Source organism: Thiomicrorhabdus sp., assembly GCF_963662555.1.
GTDB lineage: Bacteria > Pseudomonadota > Gammaproteobacteria > Thiomicrospirales > Thiomicrospiraceae > Thiomicrorhabdus.
Map to the genome: position 1 here is coordinate 168,764 of NZ_OY759719.1, position 18,593 is coordinate 187,356.

Sequence of the window (18,593 nt, forward strand, 5' to 3'; positions counted from 1 at the left end):
TTGTCTTCCACCTTATATATTTATACAAACCTACCCTTTGGGTTAAGACGTTTATCTTTTATTAAAAAAACGTCTAATACGTGCTGCATTACCAATGACTACCAAGCTACTTAATGGCATCGTAATTGCGGCAATTAAAGGCGTAAGCACTCCAGACATCGCTAACGGAACCATAATTATGTTATAGGTAATTGAGCTGGCGATATTCTGCTTGATAGTACGTAATGTTCTGGCCGACAACTCAATAGCCGTATCAACCGCCAATAACTCATTATTCATTAAGACGATATCTGCACTATCCATAGAAACATCTGTACCAGAGCCTAAAGCTATACCTACATCGGCTCTAACCAAAGCAGGTGCATCGTTGACTCCATCACCAACCATCGCGACAGTTTGACCTTCTTTTTGCAGTTGACGAATTACTTCATTCTTATCTTCAGGTAACACTTCAGCAATAACATTCATGCCTCCTAATTGTTCGGCAACTCGGTTAGCCACAATGGTTAAATCACCACTTAATAAAGAAACTTTTTTACCTTTGGCTTTTAATCTGTTAATCAATTCAACGGCTTCTGGTCGAAGCTCGTCTTCTAAAAACATAACGCCTTTAACCACTTCATTAGCCGCAATCCAAACCGCTGTTTGAGCCAGTTTTGCTTTATCTTCAGCTAACTGCAACAAATCCTTTGGTAAGGCAATATTTTGAGAAAGTAGCCAGTTTGCCGTTCCAATTTGATAAAAAGTACTGTTAATAGTTCCTTCAACACCTTTACCAGCCATAATTTTAAAGCCGTCAACTTGGTGCCAGTGGTTATTACCATATGCAAACTCATCCTTAATCGAGTTCACAATTCCATTACCTAGACTGTGTTCAGATAAATTTTCTATTGAGCCAACGGCTCGTAAAATTTCTTTGCGTTCAGCATGTTCTACAAATGCTTCAGCAACCACTTTCATCTGACCTTTAGTCAGAGTGCCTGTTTTATCAAAAACAAAATGCTCTATTGAATGCAAAACCTCTAATACAGTACCATTTTTAACCAATATACCATTTCTTGCTGATACTCCAGATGCAACTGCAATGGCCATAGGTGTTGCCAAACCAAATGCACATGGGCAAGTAATAATAAGTACTGCTGTTGCAGTCATAACGGCTACTTCAAGATCTGCACTAAATAACCAAAACGCAAAACTTGCAAAGGCTAAACTGATGGTTGTAGTAACAAACCAAGGCATAATCTTATCTGCAGTACATTGAATAGGAGCCTTTGAACCTTGGGCCTCTTCTACCATATGAACAATTTTGCCTAACTGTGTATCTTGCAGAATTTTTTCTACCGCAATGGTAAGGTTGCCATCAATGTTTAATGTACCTGCAATAACATGGTCGTTGACCTGTTTACTAATCTCTTTAGATTCCCCACTCAACATCGATTCATTCAGCATACTCTGACCAAACCTAATTACACCATCAACGGGTATTTGCTCACCGGGTTTCACAACAATTAAATCGCCTGGAATAAGTGTTCTTACTGGCACAATATTTTCTATATCTTCATTAAGTTTTCGTGCAACTTTTGGCTGTAAATCCATTAATTTTCGAGAGGCATCAATTGCTTTATTTTTTGAAATCGCTTCAAGGTAACGACCAATTAACAATAAAAAGATAAAGTCTATGAGCGTATCAAAATAGACCTCACCTGAATGACTTGGCTCAACGGTGACCCAAAATGAGTATAAGTAAGTTGTAAGCATCCCCAAACTGATTGAGACATCCATACCTACCGTTCTAGACCTGAGAGCTGTCCATGCTCCTTTAAGAAAAGGTTGTCCGGAATATGCTAATGCGGCTGTGGCAATAATGAATTCTAACCAATGAAAATAGTTACGATATTCAGCATCATCTGCGGCACCTGTATAAAGTGCAACTGAAAACCACATGACATTCATCATAGCGAAACCAGCAAAACCTAGTCTGTATAGCAGATCCCTATTTGCTTTTTTATAGGCTTGCTCACTAGCGGAAGGGTCATATGGGGTGGCATCATAGCCAATTGAATTGAGTTTTTTAATTATTTCTGAGAGTTTTGTTTTGCTGTTATCCCAGCGAATTTTAATCTGTTTATTTGTAAAATTTACTCTGGCTAATAGTAGCCCATCCATTTTGGCAAGTGTATGTTCAATTAACCAAACACAGGCAGCACAATGAATTGCTTCTGACATCAATGTAATTTCACGTCTGTCTGATAAGTTATCAACAAACTGTGATTGAACTTCATCGTAGTCAAAAAATTCAATATCTTTATTTGGCGGAGGTGGCGGGGATAATAATTCGCCATCTGGCGTTCTTTTATAAAAACTTTCCATCCCCGCTTCATGTATGACTTCACAAACAGAAGCACAGCCATTACAGCAAAATTCTTGTTCTTTGCCATTAATTGACTTTAGAACTAAATCCCCTTTGGGAATAGCTTGTCCACAATGAAAACAACTAGAAGCCATAACTATTCTGGATCTTGAACCATAATACTACGGCCCATATTAATTCTATTTTCTCCTTTAGTCACTTCCATAATTAAATCCCATTTGCCTTTTAATGGAAGACTAAACTGTTGTTCATACTCACCTTTTTTATCGGTTTTATTCATTACAATCTTACCGTCAAGATTTTTATTGGAAGGTCTATAGAAATAAAGAATGGCCGTTTCAACGTCTAATGGCTTATTGTCTTTATCTAAGACCTTCAATTTTACTAAATCTGATTTACCTTCTGACAAAATAGGAACTTCAATTTTTAATTGCCACCCTATCTTTTCCATACGTTTTTGTTCTGCTAACACCACATCCATTCGCTTACCTTGTTCATAGTAATCTTCTACTACAAGCCCTGGATTTGTGACGATTGCCATACTCACCATGAAGAAGTTTACTGATAATACGATGACAAGAATTACGAACCACGCAATTACGAAAGGGTTTTTCCAAGCGACACTCCAATCGCGAGTATCTTGCTTAGTTTCTGCCATTGTCTTTTCTCCTAATAGTGGGGTTGTTTTCCCAAGCAACAAAAAAGCCCTATTCAGGGCTTTCCTAAATAGGGCTATTATAACGACTAATTTATATACAGTCTTTACTACATATTAACGAAAGTATTAACGTTTTCTAGGACTGATAAATGCAGTCTCATAAGTCGCTGATATGTTCTCGTTATTGACATCTATTACATGAATCTCAATAGGCGTATTTGTTTCTGTTAAATTCTTTTTAGGAATTCTAACAAACAACGTTGTTGCACCCACATTACCAGGCTGAATGGTAATTTGTTTGTCTGCATGGAATGTTAGTCCAGCAGGTCCTGTAACATCTATTTTAGCCAACATTACTTGGTTTGATTTATTCACAACTTTAATTGTCCATTTGTTTTGAACAGTTCCATCACTCATTTGCACAAATAACGGTGAACGTTCATGAAGTGCTTTTAAATCAATCGGCGACATCGTTAACATGCCATATACCATTGCAATAGCTGCAAATGCCATTATTGCGGAATAAACAATTACACGAGGACGTTTGAATAAAGGTGGTAATTTTTGACCAGCAAACTCAGCAAGTGACGCATAACGGATTAAACCTCTTGGTTTTTTGATCTTGTCCATAACAGAATCACATGCATCTATACATAGACCACAGGTAATGCAACCAAACTGCTGCCCTCGGCGAATATCAACTCCTGTTGGACAAACGGCAACACAAAGATTACAGTCAATACAATCACCAAGATCTGGAGCTTCTTCTCCAGGCTTAACACGCTTCATTCTTCCACGTGGTTCACCTCTATCTACATCATAGGTAGGAACAACTGTTTGTGTATCAATCATTGCCCCTTGAATTCGAGCATAAGGACAAAAGCCAATACAAGTCTGTTCACGAAGGATTCCTGCAAAAAAGAATGTTGCAGCAGCAAGCCCTAAAATAACCGATGTTTCAGTTCCACCCCATTCAAAACTAAACAGGCGGCCCCAAAGATCAAATGCATCCGTAAAATATGCAACGAAACTAAATGAAGTTAAAAATGCAATTAATGCCCAAAGTGCAAACTTTGGTAATTTAGTTTTAATTTTACTAAAGCTCATTGGAGCTTCATCTAATTTAATACGTTTATTTGGCTGGCCTTCAAACTTTTCTTCAATCCAAGTAAATACATCAGTCCAAACAGTATGAAAACAAAAATATCCACACCACAAACGTCCAGCTACAGCGGTTGATGCAGCTAGTAATAAAGCCCCAAATAACAACACCATTGCAAGCATCCAAATATCTTGTGGCAGAATTGTTATTCCAAAAATATGAAATTGGCGGTTTGCTAAATCAAACAAAAGCGCTTGATGACCATCCCATCTAAAATATGGAAAAATAAATAAAGAAAGCCAAAATGAAGCCGTGATCCATTTAATTGTTCTAAACTTTCCAGGCATTCTCTTAGCGTGAACCGTACCACCAGTATGAACAGGTAATATTTCTACACCGATGTTTTGTAGATTTTTATTATCCAAATCCATTTCATCAAGTACTGAACCTGTTTGTCCATTATCTCGATACAATTCTTTTTTGTCTGACATAGGGCTATCCTTGCTACCAGTCTATTAAAACGGCTATTTTATAGAAATAGCCGTGCCTATCATAAGTAAATTTTTCTATCTATTTCTATAAACAAAAATAGGCCCATTAAAAAGGCCTATTTTTGTTTATAGAAAAGAATTAACTTTCCTTATCTTCGTCTTTCTCAAGACCTTCAATACCACGTGTAGCTTTCCATGCAAAACCTACTAGAGCAATTATGCTTAATATAAGTGCACCGATTGAAATCCAAAGTACAAAATCATTGTTTAGTTCATTCATAACTTTCCTCTCCAAAGTTGATTAAAATCAATTTATATAGTTGTGCCTTAAACAAAAAAGGAGAACATGAGAGCTCTCCTTTTCTTTATCTAGATGAGTGCTTCAGCACTCACCTTATTGACCCCCACCTAAAGAGTAAACATAAACCGCTAAGCGTTTAATGTTTACGTCTGCATTTGGCAGACGATCTTTAAATGCTGGCATAACTGCTCTGTGTGTATTTGGAATATACTCACCATTTTTCTTAACGTTTACACCGTATGTAATAACTCTTTTGATCGCATCACGGTCAGAAGAGAAACGCCATACTTGGTCAGTTAAGTTAGCAGCACCTGCTGGAGCAAGAGGCTTACCTGCTGGACCATGACATGCTAAACACATACCTTTGGCATATACTGCTTTACCTGCAGCAACAGAAGGATCTGAACCCTTACCTTCAGACAAAGCAATAACATAATCTGTTACATGATCAATATCTTCATCAGTCAAGTTCCCCATCATCCCTTTAGCAGGCATATTACCAATACGACCATTAGTAATAGAAGCGTCTATCTGATTGATATTACCACCCCATAACCAATCATCATCAGCTAATACTGGGAAGCCCGGATTTCCTGCTCCACCTACAGCATGACAAGCCGCACAATAATCACCAAATAACATTTTTGATGTTGCTACAGCATATGATTTTAGCTCTTCATCTTTTAAGATGTCAGAAACAGACATTGAAGCTAACTTCTCTTCTTTATCTGCAAACTTAGCTACACGCCAATCTTTTAACACTTTGTAATCATCGTTATATTCATTAATCTGAGTCCAGTCAGCTAAACCTTTTGTAAACTGACCTGTACCATTAGTTAATGGAATAGTTGGATAATAAAGTGCATAGAATACAATCATGATAAAACCCGCGTAAAAAGACAACATCCACCACAATGGTGGCGGGTTATCTAATTCACGAATATCTTCATCCCAAATATGACCAGTGTTCCCTTCATCTGGCCATGGATTATGATGTGCCATATTAAAATCTCCTCAAATGACTAGTCATCGTTTAGTATTTTGTATTTCTGTTCTTCCATTTCCTTACGTTTGCTAGGACGTAATGCCATTGCAAAGGTAATTAACATGCCCAGAAATACAACTACCGTAACGATTAAACCTGCCCAGTCCTGTGTCGTCATAGACGACCAGTCAGTGCTTAAATAACTTTCTAAATTACTCATAAAACCTTATTGACGGTATACTTTGCTGTCATCCAGCTTAACCATCGTTCCAAGTACTTGTAAGTAAGCTACCATTGCATCCATTTCGGTATGACCGGCAATAGCTGCATCCGCATTCTCAATCTCTTCATCTGTATATGGCACACCAAGTGTACGCATAACTGACAAACGTTTCTTCATATCACGCTTTGTACCAAAGAAATCCTTAGATACAAGGTTTTCAGCTAACCATGGGTAAGCCGGCATTACTGACTCAGGAACCATGTCTTGAGGACGCATTAAATGAAGAACATGCCATTCATCAGAGTACTTACCACCTAGTCGTGCAATATCTGGACCAGTTCTTTTAGAACCCCATTGCATCGGGTGATCATACATAGATTCAGTAGCAAGTGAGTAGTGACCATAACGTTCACGCTCATCACGGAAAGGACGAATCATTTGTGAGTGACAAATATAACAACCTTCACGCAAGTATAAATCACGACCTGCAAGTTCTAGCGGAGTGTAAGGACGAACACCGTCGCCTGCTTTCCAATCGCCAATAACCCACTTGCCATTTTTATCCTGCTTGTAAAGGGCTTTGTCTGACACTATTTTACCATTAGCATCTTTAGTGAATGTACGCTCCCAAACTAATTCTGGAAACTTTTCATTCTTAGCATTACCGTATTTATCTGTTTTTTCAGTGTAATCTACAGCTGACTTGAGATAAAACAACGGTACGATTTCAACGATACCAGCAATCGAAACTGCTAGAGCTGTTGCCAGGAATAAAGCAAAGATATTACGCTCTAACCCTTCCTGGATATTTTTTGGTGCTTGATTATCTGACATGAGTTTGTGCTCCTCAACTCATAAATTTTTCAATTTAAGCAACGAAATATAAGATATGTCGTTGCTTAATATGACTTACTACTTTATGCGTGTGCTTCTACTGTATTAGTCGCTTTAGCATTTGCCATACGAATCGTCATAACAACGTTGTATAACATGATTACTGCACCACTAAAGAACAATAACCCACCAAATGCACGCATCGCATAATAAGGGTGCATAGCTGAAACTGATTCAGCAAAAGTATATGCAAGAGTTCCGTACTCATCATAAGCACGCCACATTAGACCTTGCATAATACCTGATACCCACATCGCAACGATGTAAAACACTGTACCAATAGTAGCTAGCCAGAAATGGAAGTTAATTAACTGCATTGAATACATTTCAGTTTTCCATAGTTTCATTACCATATGGTAAATCGCACCGATAGAAACCATTGCAACCCAACCTAACGCACCAGAGTGAACGTGACCAACTGTCCAATCTGTATAGTGAGAAAGAGCGTTTACAGTTTTTGCAGCCATTACAGGCCCTTCAAATGTAGACATTGCATAGAATGCTAAAGAGATAATTAAGAAACGCAAGATATAATCTGTACGTAATCTATCCCAAGCACCTGAAAGCGTTAACATACCGTTTAAGGCACCACCCCATGAAGGGATGATCATTGCTAATGAAATTACTGCACCTAAAGAACCTGTCCAATCTGGAAGAGCTGTGTATTGAAGGTGGTGAGCACCTAACCATACATAACCAAACATTAATGCCCAGAAGTGAATTACAGATAAACGGTAAGAGTAAATAGGACGTTGTGCTTGCTTAGGTACAAAGTAGTACATAATTGCAAGGAAACCTGCTGTTAGGAAGAACCCAACTGCGTTATGCCCCCACCACCATTGAATCATGGCATCTTGTACACCAGCAAACATTGAGTAAGAACGGAACATTGATACTGGAATTGCTAAACCGTTTACAACATATAAATATGTGATTGCAATCATCATACCTAAGAAGAACCAGTTAGAAACATACACACTTGGATGCGTATCTTTGTTACGTGATGCAATTGTCATTACAAAGTTAAATGTATATAAAGTCCACACGATAGCAATTGCAATTGCCATTGGCCATTCTTGTTCATGGTATTCTTTACCAGTTGTCATACCTAATGCGATAGACGTTACTGTTGCCAAAAGACCAATTGTGAACAAAATTGCTGTCCACCAAGCCAAGCCATTGCTCCAAAGCTTTACACCGTTGGTTCGCTGAACCGTATAAAATGCTGTTGCCATTAGCGTCATACCACCAAATGCAAAGATTACCGTGTTCGTATGAACAACACGTAAACGAGCAAAAGTGATTTCCGCAATATCTAAGTTTAACGCAGGCCACGCAAGTTCTGCTGCTGCATAAGTACCAATCATAGTACCTAGCACCAAGAAAACAATTGCACCTACTGTTAAATACTTAACCACGCCATTATCATATTGTGGTTTTACTGTAGTATCCATCAGTCGGATCCCCTTTATAGTCTTAATATTCTGCCCTTATCTATCATTAAATTACCGCTCAAAACAAACAATAACTTAACGGACCATTCTAGATAGAGACTCCTCAACGGGCATTATACCTGTATTGAAGCCATATCTCAGCCATAAACACTTTAAAAAGTTAACTCACATCAAGAAAGCTTATAGAATTAAACTTAAAAAACACCTATATAGAAATAGACACTTTAAAAAAATCTCTCGAATTATCCCAAAATACGGGCTTTGTTGATAGTAAAAAAAACTTATAGGGGTCCTCAAGATTTTTTTATGGAACACTTTTTGTAGGGCTATTCAAATATAAATTAAATCAACCTTAACTTACGACTTGCTTTAGAAAGTATAATTAGTACTGGACATACCCAATAAAGACATTTTCAGTTATTATATTGGCAACTTTATATTAGGAACTCTGTTATGCGAACTGCAAGCGTTGAACGCAATACCCTAGAAACCCAAATTCAAATTACCATCAACCTTGATGGCGAAGGCAATGCAAACTTAGAAACAGGTGTACCTTTTTTTGAACACATGCTTGACCAAATCGCTCGTCACGGAATGATCGATATTGATATTAAAGCTAATGGTGACAATCACATTGATGACCACCATACAGTTGAAGATGTGGGCATTGCTTTAGGCCAAGCTATTAACAAAGCGGCTGGTGATAAAAAAGGTATCACTCGTTATGGTCACGCTTATATTCCATTAGATGAAGCTTTATCTCGTGTTGTTATCGACCTTTCTGGCCGACCAGGCCTAGAGTTTAACTGTGATTGGACACGTGAACAGATAGGAAACTTTGAAACCCAATTAGTTCTAGAGTTCTTTCAAGGTTTTGTTAATCATTGTAACGCCACACTGCACATTGATAATCTTCGTGGTTACAATGCACACCACCAAGCTGAAACCATTTTTAAAGCCTTCGGCCGTGCATTACGCATGGCATTAAGTCAAGACGACCGCATGACGGGTAAAATGCCTTCGACTAAAGGAACTTTGTAAAATGAACCAAAAGTTAGTCGCCGTTATTGATTATGGCATGGGAAACTTACGCTCTGTTTCAAAAGCGGCTGAGCACGTAGCTCCAAGCAATACCAAAATAATAATCACTAACAACCCCGATGAAATTGCTCAATCTGATGCGGTTATTTTTCCTGGACAAGGAGCAGCCAAAGCCTGCATGTCTGCTTTAGAGCAAACAGGGATGATTCACCCAATTCAACAAGCCGCCAAAGAAAAACCTTTTTTAGGTATTTGCATGGGACTTCAAGTTTTAATGACGAGCAGTGATGAAAACAATGGCATTAAGTGCATGAATGTCATCCCAGGAACGGTTAAACATTTTGATTTTGAAGAAAACAGTCCGCTAAAAACACCGCACATGGGATGGAACCAAATCCATCAAACTCAAGAGCACGCTTTATGGCACAACATTCCACAAGATAGCCGCTTCTATTTTGTGCATAGCTATTATGTTAAGCCTGACCAAGCAGATTATATTATTGGCGAGACCACGCATGGCCTCACTTTTCCATCTGCTCTTAGCCATAACAACTTATTTGCAATTCAAGCCCACCCTGAAAAAAGTGCCGATCACGGCTTACAGCTTTTCAAAAACTTTTTACAGTGGAACGGTCAATAATTTTTAAAGGTTCAAAAAAATGTTATTAATTCCTGCTATCGATTTAAAAGATGGTGAATGCGTCCGCCTTCGTCAAGGCATCATGGAAGATGCAACCGTATTTTCTGGTGACATTGTTGCGATGGCTCAACGTTGGGTTGATCAAGATGCTCGCCGTTTACATATGGTTGATTTAAATGGAGCTTTTGACGGTAAACCCGTTAATGGTGAAGCCGTTTATCAAGTTCGCCAAGCTTTCCCTGATTTACCCATTCAAATTGGTGGTGGAATCCGTGACCTGCAAACGATAGAAGCCTATCTAAATGCGGGTGTAAGCTACTGTATCATTGGTACAAAAGCAGTTCATAATCCAGAGTTTGTAGCTGAAGCTTGTAAAGCATTTCCTGGCCATATAATGGTAGGTTTAGATGCCAAAGACGGCATGGTTGCCATTAATGGCTGGGCTGAAGTTACTGACCATGAAGTAACCCAACTTGGTAAACAATTTGAAGATGACGGTGTTGAAGCGATTATTTATACCGACATTGGTCGTGATGGCATGATGCAGGGTGTAAACATTGAGGCAACACAGGCTTTAGCAAAAGCACTAACTATTCCTATTATTGCATCTGGCGGCATTACCAATTTAGATGACATTCGCAAATTAGCCGAGATTGAAGCAGATGGCGTCACTGGAGCCATTACGGGTCGTGCTATTTATGAAGGCACCTTAGACTTTAAAGAAGGTCAAACTCTTTCAGATCAACTCGCCCCAAAATAATAACCCCAGCTTACCAGGCCTGGTTATTTTAGATTCTTACAAAGGAACTAACCAATGAGTCTTGCAAAACGTATTATTCCCTGCTTAGACGTGGATGACGGTCGCGTTGTCAAAGGCGTACAATTTGTTGATATTCGCGATGCGGGTGATCCCGTTGAGGTCGCCAAACGTTACGATCAACAAGGGGCTGATGAAATCACATTTTTAGATATCACCGCAACCGCACATGAACGCAATACAACAGTACACATGGTAGAACAAGTTGCTAGTCAAGTATTCATTCCGCTTACTGTTGGCGGTGGTATTCGCAGTGTTGAAGATATTCGCACCATGCTCAATGCAGGTGCCGATAAAGTCGCCATTAACTCTGCTGCAATCTTTAACCCAGCATTTGTCAAAGAAGCCGCAGATGCATTTGGCTCACAATGCATCGTGGTTGCCATTGATGCTAAAAAAGTTAGTCAACCTGATGAAGACAACAAGTGGGAAATATTTACCCATGGTGGTCGCAAAGAAACAGGTATTGATGCAATTGATTGGGCAAGAAGAATGGCCTGTTTAGGTGCGGGCGAACTTCTAGTTACTAGCATGGATCGAGACGGTACAAAAATTGGCTTTGATATAGAGTTAACTCGCGCCATTTCTGACAGTGTTTCAATCCCCGTTATTGCTTCTGGTGGCGTAGGTGAACTTTCACACCTTGCCAAAGGCATTACTGAAGGCCATGCCGAAGCCGTTCTTGCAGCCAGCATATTCCATTTTGGCCAACATACCGTAGAAGAAGCTAAACTGGCTATGCAAAAAGAAGGTATTGAGGTGAGACTATGAGCGATATTCTAAAACAAATAGACGAGGTATTAGAAGCACGTAAATTAGACACTCCCGATAGCTCTTATGTTGCGAGTCTCTATGACAAAGGGATCGAAAAGATTCTTAAAAAAGTATCTGAAGAAGCCGCTGAAACAGTCATGGCTGCAAAAGATTTAGAACATAGCAATGATGCTAAAAAAGACCAAGAACACCTTGTTTATGAAATTGCAGACCTGTGGTTTCACACTATGGTACTATTGGCATCTCAAAATCTGTCGAGCAACGATGTGACTACAGAATTACAAAGACGCTTCGGCCTTTCAGGGCATGAAGAAAAAGCCAGCCGCAGCGAATAAAGATCACCGCTCCAGTCAAAATCAATAAAGGATGAGACCCATGAGTACAGCAGAAAAAAGTGTATTTTCTAAAATCATCGATCGTGAAATTCCAGCTGAAATAATTTATGAAGATGACAAATGCATTGTTATTAATGATATCAACCCGAAAGCAAGAGTACACCTACTGGTGATTCCTAAAAAACCCATTCCAACTCTGTTTGATTTAAAACCGGAAGACAAAGACACCATGGGTCATATGATACTTTTGTTACCACAACTTGCACAATCGCAAGGCCTAGATGGATTTAAAACTCAAATTAATACCGGAGAATCTGGCGGTCAAGAAGTTTTTCATATTCACATACACTTACTTGGTAACTAAGATTCCTTACCTTTTTCATAAAAATCTTGGATACATATCTTTACTAAAGCAATTTATCGTATTTTTTAGTGCCAACAAATCATTGAATTTGGTATGATTAGCGGTCACTAAAAAATTCGGCTTTATAAGCAACAAATAAATCCCGTAAAAACTGGCAAACAAGCCACATATTAGATTTTAAATGGAGCAAAACCATGGGCATTAGCATTTGGCAATTACTTATCATCTTAGCAATCGTTTTAGTATTATTTGGTGCAAAACGTTTACGTAACGTTGGTAGCGATTTAGGTGGAGCAATCAAAGGCTTCAAATCAGCTGTAAAAGAAGAAGAAACAAAAACTGCAGAAGAAGACGAGAAAAAGCTAGAGAAAAAAGACGGTGACAATGTTTTTGATGTTGCCGCTGAAGAGAAAAAAACTGAAGAGACAAAAGATAAAGCTTAATTTTAAGCTTATCTTTGAGCACGCAAAATTATGTTTGATATCGGTTTTCTCGAAATCCTGGTTGTTCTGGTGATTGCCTTATTGGTTATTGGGCCTGAACGCATGCCTGAACTTGCCCGTAAGATAGGTCAGTTCATGGGCAAGATGCGTCGTTTTGTCAACTCTATGAAAGAGGAAGGGCAAGTCCAGGAGACACTTCGTGAAATCAAAGATTCGATGAATTTCGAAGAAGAAAAAACCAAAATTGATAATCTTGGAAAAGAGCTTGAACAAGGAATGAATCTTAATGATATTAACCTGGATGATTTTCAGCGACCTTTTGGTGGCGAAGTTGATCCAGCGGAGTCAGTCGGTTCAAACCAGTTTAATAAAGCACCAAGTCAACCAAAACCGCCTGCTCAACCTTCTTTAGACTCTGAAGAAACTAAAGAAAAAAATAACACTACTGACCTAAAGACAGACAGTAGCCCTGCCAACGTTTCAGAACCGACTCAATCGGCTCCTGAAAAAGACACTCAAAAAAGTTAGTCCTTTATGAGTAATGCTGCATTACCACCAAACGATCAAGAAATGACGCTAATTCAACATTTGTTGGATTTAAAGGCGAGTTTGACTCGTGGTATTTTGGCTATTATTGTTTTTTTCATTTTTCTTTTTCCGTTTGCTAACGATATATACACCTATGTATCAGAACCATTAACACGCTATCTGCCTGAAGGCACTAGCATGATAGCAACAGCGGTTGCATCGCCATTCTTAACACCATTTAAACTAAGTTTTGTATTAGCGATCTACTTAGCTATGCCGGTTTTGCTTTATCAGCTATGGCGTTTTATTGCACCTGCACTTTATAAGCATGAAAGACAGTTAGTTGCTCCACTGCTATTTTTTAGCTCATTTCTCTTTTATGCAGGTGGGTTATTTGCCTACTATGTAGTCTTTCCTCTGGTATTTGGATTCTTATCTCAATCCGCTCCAGAAGGGGTCACTATTGCAACGGATATTAGTCTTTACCTAGACTTTGTTATCAAAATGTTCTTTGCTTTTGGTATGGCATTTGAAGTCCCTATTGTGACTATTCTATTGATCCTAACAGGAATGACTAAACCAGAAAAGCTAAGTCATGCACGCCCATATATTGTGGTGGGTGCATTCGTGGTAGGAATGTTATTAACACCGCCAGATGTAGTATCGCAAACCCTGTTAGCGGTTCCTATGTGGCTACTGTTTGAACTTGGATTATTGATTGGTGTTATTGTCGTTAAACGTCGCAACAAAGATAACGACCAAATGGATGATGAAGCTCAAGAAACTCAAGATGAGCAATCAACTAATCAGCCAAAAACAAACACTCAGTCAGATACAAATGCTGCAACTCCAGAGTACGATTTTGACGATCGTTATGCTGATCAAGTTGATGATGATTTAGACTGGGATGCTGAATTTGATAAAATTGATTCAGAAATGTCTCAATTAGAGAAAGACTACGCAAATCGTCAAAAGGCAGAAAAAGAGGATTCTAAAGATGAACCTTCAACGACTGATACCTCAGCAGAAAAGCCTTCTGAATCTGATAAGCCTAAAACTGAATCAACTGACTCTGATAAACCAGAGAATAACAGTCAAAACAAATCCTAAACTCTTAGCCTTTATGGCTGAGGGTTTTAAATTCATAAACACATTCTTTTTGTTATTCTCAAAGCTATTTAATCGCTTTTTCAAACCCCGTTCTAAATCCCTACAACCTATCGCGATATTTTGCAGTAGCTTTTTTATACTGGCGTTTAATGATAGTTACGCTCAAACAAACGATTTCAACAAGAATCAACTGACTAACAACAGTAGCCAATATTTAGCTATGCATGGCAATGATCCTGTTCATTGGCAACAATGGAGTGCCTACATTCTCAAAAAGGCTAAACAACAAAATAAACTGATTTTTATTTCAAGTGGGTATTTTGCCTGCCATTGGTGTCATGTTATGCAACATGAGAACTACCAAAACACTCAAACCGCTCAATTTCTCAACCAACACTTTATCTCAGTTAAAATTGACCGTGAACTTAATCCCGAGCTTGATAAAGCGTTAATTGAATTTGCCCAAAAAACCACCGGGCACGCGGGCTGGCCGCAACACGTCATACTGACACCAAATGGCTATCCTTTTGCTGCATTTATTTATCTGCCAAACAAAGATCTCAATAGCTACCTAAATAGAGTTATTCAGCTTTGGGAAACTCAACCCAATAAAATTAACCAACTCGCAAAAGAGTCTTCTAAACAACAAACCGTTTCTGATTCTCAACAACAACTTAATGGATCTAATCAAATCAATCGTGCTCAATTTAGATCTGCTCTGCTTACACAAGTAAGTTCTGCAAAGGATGATTTTAGCGGAGGATTAAAAGGCACCAGCAAGTTTCCAGAGGCACCACTTTTAAATGCTTTATTGAGTATTAAAGAACTCCCCAAAGAGATAGAAGAGTGGCTTATTTTGACACTTGAACAAATGCAGTCTCAGCATTTAATTGACCATATCAATGGCGGGTTTTATCGTTATACCGTTGATCCGGAATGGCAAACACCACATTTTGAAAAAATGACCTATACCAATGCACTGCTGGCTCAAACCTATTTAATAGCTGGCCAACGTTGGCAACGTAAAGACTTTTTACAAACGGCAGAAAATACACTTAACTACCTACAAACTCAACTCTATTCAGCGGATACAAAACTCTATCAAAGCAGCCAATCGGCATTAGATAGACTCAATCAAGAGGGAGGTAATTACCTTTTTAGTAAACAAACACTGCAAAAACGCCTTAATAAGAATGAATATGAAGCCGTTTACCAGGCCTGGTCACTTGACCAACCCTCTCCTTATGACCTGGGTTGGCTACCAGCTCCATTTAAACCCAATAACACTTGGCAAACGGTTAAGCAAAAACTCAAAACTCCAAGCACACAAATACCTAAAGATACCAAGAGTATTTTAGGTTGGAATGGTCTGGTGCTAAGTACCTTAAGTAAGGCCTACTTAATTCTCAATAAAGAACAATATAAAAAATCTGCAGATCAATTAGCTCAAACTCTTACAGATCTCATTCAAACCCCAAAACCACCGCGTGCCTTATCTCAAAATGGTGAATTTATGGGTGAGGCAAACCTTCAAGACTATGCTTTTATCAAACAAGGATTAACAGATTACCAGGCCTGGTCAAATAACCAGAATACAGCTCTCGCTCTTGATTTTTTAAATCAAAAAATCCCAAATTTATTTTTTGGTGTTACTGGCTGGCGATACGATTCCACCCCCATTCTTCCCCAACAACATGGCGAGCTCGTTATGCCAGACAATGCAATTTCAAGCCCCACCGCAATCGTCAGCTGTTTAAAACCCAAAGTAGCATATCAAGCACAAGCCTTACTTAAAGCTCAAGCCATTCAGTATGCTAGCTATCTAAATAACCTCAACTGTATTAACCGCTAGGTAAATCCCGTAAAATAGCCCTAACTTTTCATTAAATCAAAAATTTTAAAGATTGTTTTATGGGCCTGTTGATTCTTCTTTTTGTTGCATTATTCATCTTGACTACTTTGCCAAGCTTATGGACAAAAGCCATTTTAAATAAATACCGCAAACCTCATCCAGACATCCCTGGCACCGGGCTACAATTTGCCGAACATCTTTTACAAAAATTAGATTTGAAAGGGGTAAAAGTCGAAGAGACGGATCAAGGCGATCACTATGATCCAATAGAAAAAGTGGTGCGTATTTCAACAGCAAATGCTCACAGCAACTCTTTAACAGCCATTACAACAGTGGCTCATGAGATGGGACATGCTTTACAAGATAAAACAGATTATCCCGAACTCAAACAGCGTACAGCATTAATTGAACGTGCGGCCATTATGCAAAAGTTTGCGGGAATGGCACTTATGATCACCCCATTAATGATTCCACTAGCACACACGCCAATGGTGGCATTTTTGACTTTTGGAGCGGGGTTTATTGCGATGGGCGTACCGGTCATCATTCATTTAAGCACCTTACCGGTTGAGTTTGATGCCAGCTTTAAACGGGCATTACCTCTATTAAAAGAGGGAAACTACCTGAGTAAAAAGGACAATAAAATCGCTAAAAAGATCTTGTTTGCCTGTGCGATGACCTATGTAGCAGCCTCTTTATCAAGCCTATTTAATTTATGGAAATGGCTAAAAGCATTAAAGCGTTAAAATAGAATTAAGATAAGCTGTTCAAGCTTGTATTTACCCGAATCACTTAGTATTATTTACGTAATATGTAAGTTTAATGTAGTAGGTAAAAATGAACAGTGATTTAACACTATATACAGAGTTTCTCCATCACATAAAAAAAGCTATCTTTATTGAAGACGAAAACCGCAATATTACTTTATGTAATCAAGCTTTCTGCGATTTATTTGCCATAAAACCTACATCCGGAAGTTATATTAATATCTGTTCAAACCATGGTGAACAATGCAAAAATCAGATTCTCGATCCAAAAAAGTTTATTAGCCGCATTCAGAGCCTTACAATAAATAACTTACCTTTCTTCAATGAATTGATTGAAATGAAAGATGGTACCTTTTTAGAACGTGACTATATTCCTATTTTCAATAGAGACTCTTACTTTGGAAATATTTGGGTTTATAAAAAAATCATAAATATAACTTAATAAAAATGAGATTAACGATTTAACAAAATAGCCACTTAAACCGAGATCTCAGTTTCTAGCTGCAAGGTTACGTGATGCACTTTATGTGTATCAAATAGATATTGTTTTACTTCTGACAAGGTTTCGTCATTGATGTGTTGCAGATCAGTTTTGGCGTGCAAAGTCATCATAACTTGCTCTTCGGCTATCGCCCAAAGATGAATATGATGTACACAAGTTAAAAATGTAAAGTGCTTTTCTAAATCGGTTTTTATTGCCTGAATTTCATAGCCTGCTGGCACGCCTTCTAATAATATATGAGCTGACTCTCTACTTAAGCGATACGCCCCCACTCCAATTATGACAGCAATTAATAAAGATAAAATTGGGTCAATTGGCATCCAACCGGTGTAATAAATCAAAATCGCCCCACCAATTACGGCAACAGAACCTAATGTATCACCCAAAAAGTGTAAGGTTGCCCCACGCATATTCATATTGTGCTGGTCACCTGAGTGCAAAATCCAAAAGACGATTAGATTATTAAGCAAACCAATCAAGGCAATCACAAACATCTCTTTACCCATAACCTCTTGCGGTTCTATAAAGCGCATAACAGCCATAATGACGATACCACCTACAATCAGCAATAGGGTAAAACCATTTATAAACGCCGTTAAAATCTGAAAACGCTGGTAACCAAATGTCATACGTTCATTGGCTGGTTTTTGTGCAATGTGATACCCCCACCAAGCAATACCTAGAGCCATTGCATCTGTCATCATATGCACGCCATCGGCCACCAACGCTATTGAGTTTACCCAAAGACCACCAATAATCTCTACCATCATATAACTGGCAGTAATAATGGCGGCAAGCATAATTTTTCGCTTATTTGATTTATTAGCTTGGCCAATATGATTATGGTGATGTGAGATGGGTTGAACGCTCATGCTAGCTCCTCAAAGCGGTATCTATAACAGTGCATGTAAAAATGCACATATCCAAAAATATTGGCAATA

21 protein-coding genes are annotated in these 18,593 nt (G+C 38.5%); 12 read left to right on the forward strand and 9 right to left on the reverse strand.

What is annotated here, in order from left to right; translation table 11 throughout:
• Positions 1-51: 51 nt before the first annotated feature.
• From ACORJQ_RS00675 to ccoN, 8 genes are all read right to left on the reverse strand, one after another.
• On the reverse strand, positions 52-2,505 hold the full coding sequence (locus ACORJQ_RS00675; RefSeq protein WP_321325091.1) for a heavy metal translocating P-type ATPase: 2,454 nt from the start codon (positions 2,503-2,505) through the stop codon (positions 52-54).
• Between the two features lie 2 nt (positions 2,506-2,507).
• Positions 2,508-3,029 carry a FixH family protein gene (locus tag ACORJQ_RS00680; RefSeq protein WP_321325093.1) on the reverse strand — a complete coding sequence of 174 codons (522 nt, stop codon included), beginning with the start codon at positions 3,027-3,029 and terminating at the stop codon, positions 2,508-2,510.
• A 126-nt stretch (positions 3,030-3,155) separates the two neighbouring features.
• The gene (gene ccoG, locus ACORJQ_RS00685; protein WP_321325095.1) at positions 3,156-4,622 is read right to left on the reverse strand and encodes a cytochrome c oxidase accessory protein CcoG; all 1,467 of its coding nucleotides are present in this window, start codon (positions 4,620-4,622) and stop codon (positions 3,156-3,158) included.
• 139 nt (positions 4,623-4,761) lie between these two features.
• Positions 4,762-4,902, reverse strand: coding sequence for a hypothetical protein (locus ACORJQ_RS00690; protein ID WP_321325097.1), 141 nt, complete (start codon positions 4,900-4,902; stop codon positions 4,762-4,764).
• 114 nt (positions 4,903-5,016) lie between these two features.
• Complete coding sequence (gene ccoP, locus ACORJQ_RS00695; RefSeq protein ID WP_321325099.1) at positions 5,017-5,925, reverse strand: cytochrome-c oxidase, cbb3-type subunit III; 909 nt, start codon at positions 5,923-5,925, stop codon at positions 5,017-5,019.
• Between the two features lie 20 nt (positions 5,926-5,945).
• On the reverse strand, positions 5,946-6,086 hold the full coding sequence (locus ACORJQ_RS00700; RefSeq protein ID WP_321325100.1) for a cbb3-type cytochrome c oxidase subunit 3: 141 nt from the start codon (positions 6,084-6,086) through the stop codon (positions 5,946-5,948).
• Positions 6,087-6,134: 48 nt separating this feature from the next.
• Positions 6,135-6,965 (reverse strand): cytochrome-c oxidase, cbb3-type subunit II, encoded by an 831-nt coding sequence (gene ccoO / locus ACORJQ_RS00705; protein WP_321325101.1) that lies wholly within the window; start codon positions 6,963-6,965, stop codon positions 6,135-6,137.
• A gap of 83 nt (positions 6,966-7,048) precedes the next feature.
• Positions 7,049-8,479: a cytochrome-c oxidase, cbb3-type subunit I gene (ccoN, locus tag ACORJQ_RS00710; protein WP_321325102.1), complete on the reverse strand. Its 1,431-nt coding sequence runs from the start codon at positions 8,477-8,479 to the stop codon at positions 7,049-7,051.
• 453 nt (positions 8,480-8,932) lie between these two features.
• Here ccoN and hisB point away from each other — a divergent pair, with 453 nt between their 5' ends.
• The 12 genes from hisB (at position 8,933) to ACORJQ_RS00770 (ending at position 17,592) form a co-directional block, all read left to right on the forward strand.
• Positions 8,933-9,520: an imidazoleglycerol-phosphate dehydratase HisB gene (hisB, locus tag ACORJQ_RS00715; RefSeq protein ID WP_321325103.1), complete on the forward strand. Its 588-nt coding sequence runs from the start codon at positions 8,933-8,935 to the stop codon at positions 9,518-9,520.
• A gap of 1 nt (position 9,521) precedes the next feature.
• A complete protein-coding gene (hisH, locus tag ACORJQ_RS00720) occupies positions 9,522-10,160 on the forward strand; it encodes an imidazole glycerol phosphate synthase subunit HisH (protein WP_321325105.1) in 639 nt (212 codons plus the stop codon).
• A gap of 19 nt (positions 10,161-10,179) precedes the next feature.
• The gene (hisA, locus tag ACORJQ_RS00725) at positions 10,180-10,920 is read left to right on the forward strand and encodes a 1-(5-phosphoribosyl)-5-[(5-phosphoribosylamino)methylideneamino]imidazole-4-carboxamide isomerase (protein WP_040726777.1); all 741 of its coding nucleotides are present in this window, start codon (positions 10,180-10,182) and stop codon (positions 10,918-10,920) included.
• Between the two features lie 54 nt (positions 10,921-10,974).
• A complete protein-coding gene (gene hisF, locus ACORJQ_RS00730) occupies positions 10,975-11,748 on the forward strand; it encodes an imidazole glycerol phosphate synthase subunit HisF (RefSeq protein WP_321325109.1) in 774 nt (257 codons plus the stop codon).
• Positions 11,745-12,086: a phosphoribosyl-ATP diphosphatase gene (locus ACORJQ_RS00735; RefSeq protein WP_321325110.1), complete on the forward strand. Its 342-nt coding sequence runs from the start codon at positions 11,745-11,747 to the stop codon at positions 12,084-12,086. Before hisF ends, ACORJQ_RS00735 begins: the two co-directional genes overlap by 4 nt.
• Positions 12,087-12,126: 40 nt before the next feature.
• The gene (locus ACORJQ_RS00740; protein WP_321325112.1) at positions 12,127-12,450 is read left to right on the forward strand and encodes a histidine triad nucleotide-binding protein; all 324 of its coding nucleotides are present in this window, start codon (positions 12,127-12,129) and stop codon (positions 12,448-12,450) included.
• 194 nt (positions 12,451-12,644) lie between these two features.
• Positions 12,645-12,893, forward strand: a complete 249-nt coding sequence (gene tatA, locus ACORJQ_RS00745) for a Sec-independent protein translocase subunit TatA (protein ID WP_321325114.1) — start codon at positions 12,645-12,647, stop codon at positions 12,891-12,893.
• Positions 12,894-12,962: 69 nt separating this feature from the next.
• Entirely contained in the window at positions 12,963-13,421 is a 459-nt protein-coding gene (locus ACORJQ_RS00750) for a Sec-independent protein translocase subunit TatA/TatB (protein WP_321325116.1), read from the forward strand.
• Positions 13,422-13,427: 6 nt separating this feature from the next.
• A complete protein-coding gene (gene tatC, locus ACORJQ_RS00755; protein WP_321325118.1) occupies positions 13,428-14,531 on the forward strand; it encodes a twin-arginine translocase subunit TatC in 1,104 nt (367 codons plus the stop codon).
• Positions 14,532-14,751: 220 nt separating this feature from the next.
• Positions 14,752-16,383 (forward strand): thioredoxin domain-containing protein, encoded by a 1,632-nt coding sequence (locus tag ACORJQ_RS00760; protein ID WP_321325120.1) that lies wholly within the window; start codon positions 14,752-14,754, stop codon positions 16,381-16,383.
• A gap of 59 nt (positions 16,384-16,442) precedes the next feature.
• Positions 16,443-17,129: a zinc metallopeptidase gene (locus ACORJQ_RS00765; RefSeq protein ID WP_321325122.1), complete on the forward strand. Its 687-nt coding sequence runs from the start codon at positions 16,443-16,445 to the stop codon at positions 17,127-17,129.
• Positions 17,130-17,220: 91 nt separating this feature from the next.
• A complete protein-coding gene (locus ACORJQ_RS00770) occupies positions 17,221-17,592 on the forward strand; it encodes a PAS domain-containing protein (RefSeq protein WP_321325124.1) in 372 nt (123 codons plus the stop codon).
• A gap of 35 nt (positions 17,593-17,627) precedes the next feature.
• On the opposite strand, the gene ACORJQ_RS00775 is transcribed toward ACORJQ_RS00770, so the two are convergent.
• Positions 17,628-18,524 carry a cation diffusion facilitator family transporter gene (locus ACORJQ_RS00775; protein ID WP_321325125.1) on the reverse strand — a complete coding sequence of 299 codons (897 nt, stop codon included), beginning with the start codon at positions 18,522-18,524 and terminating at the stop codon, positions 17,628-17,630.
• Positions 18,525-18,593 lie beyond the last annotated feature (69 nt).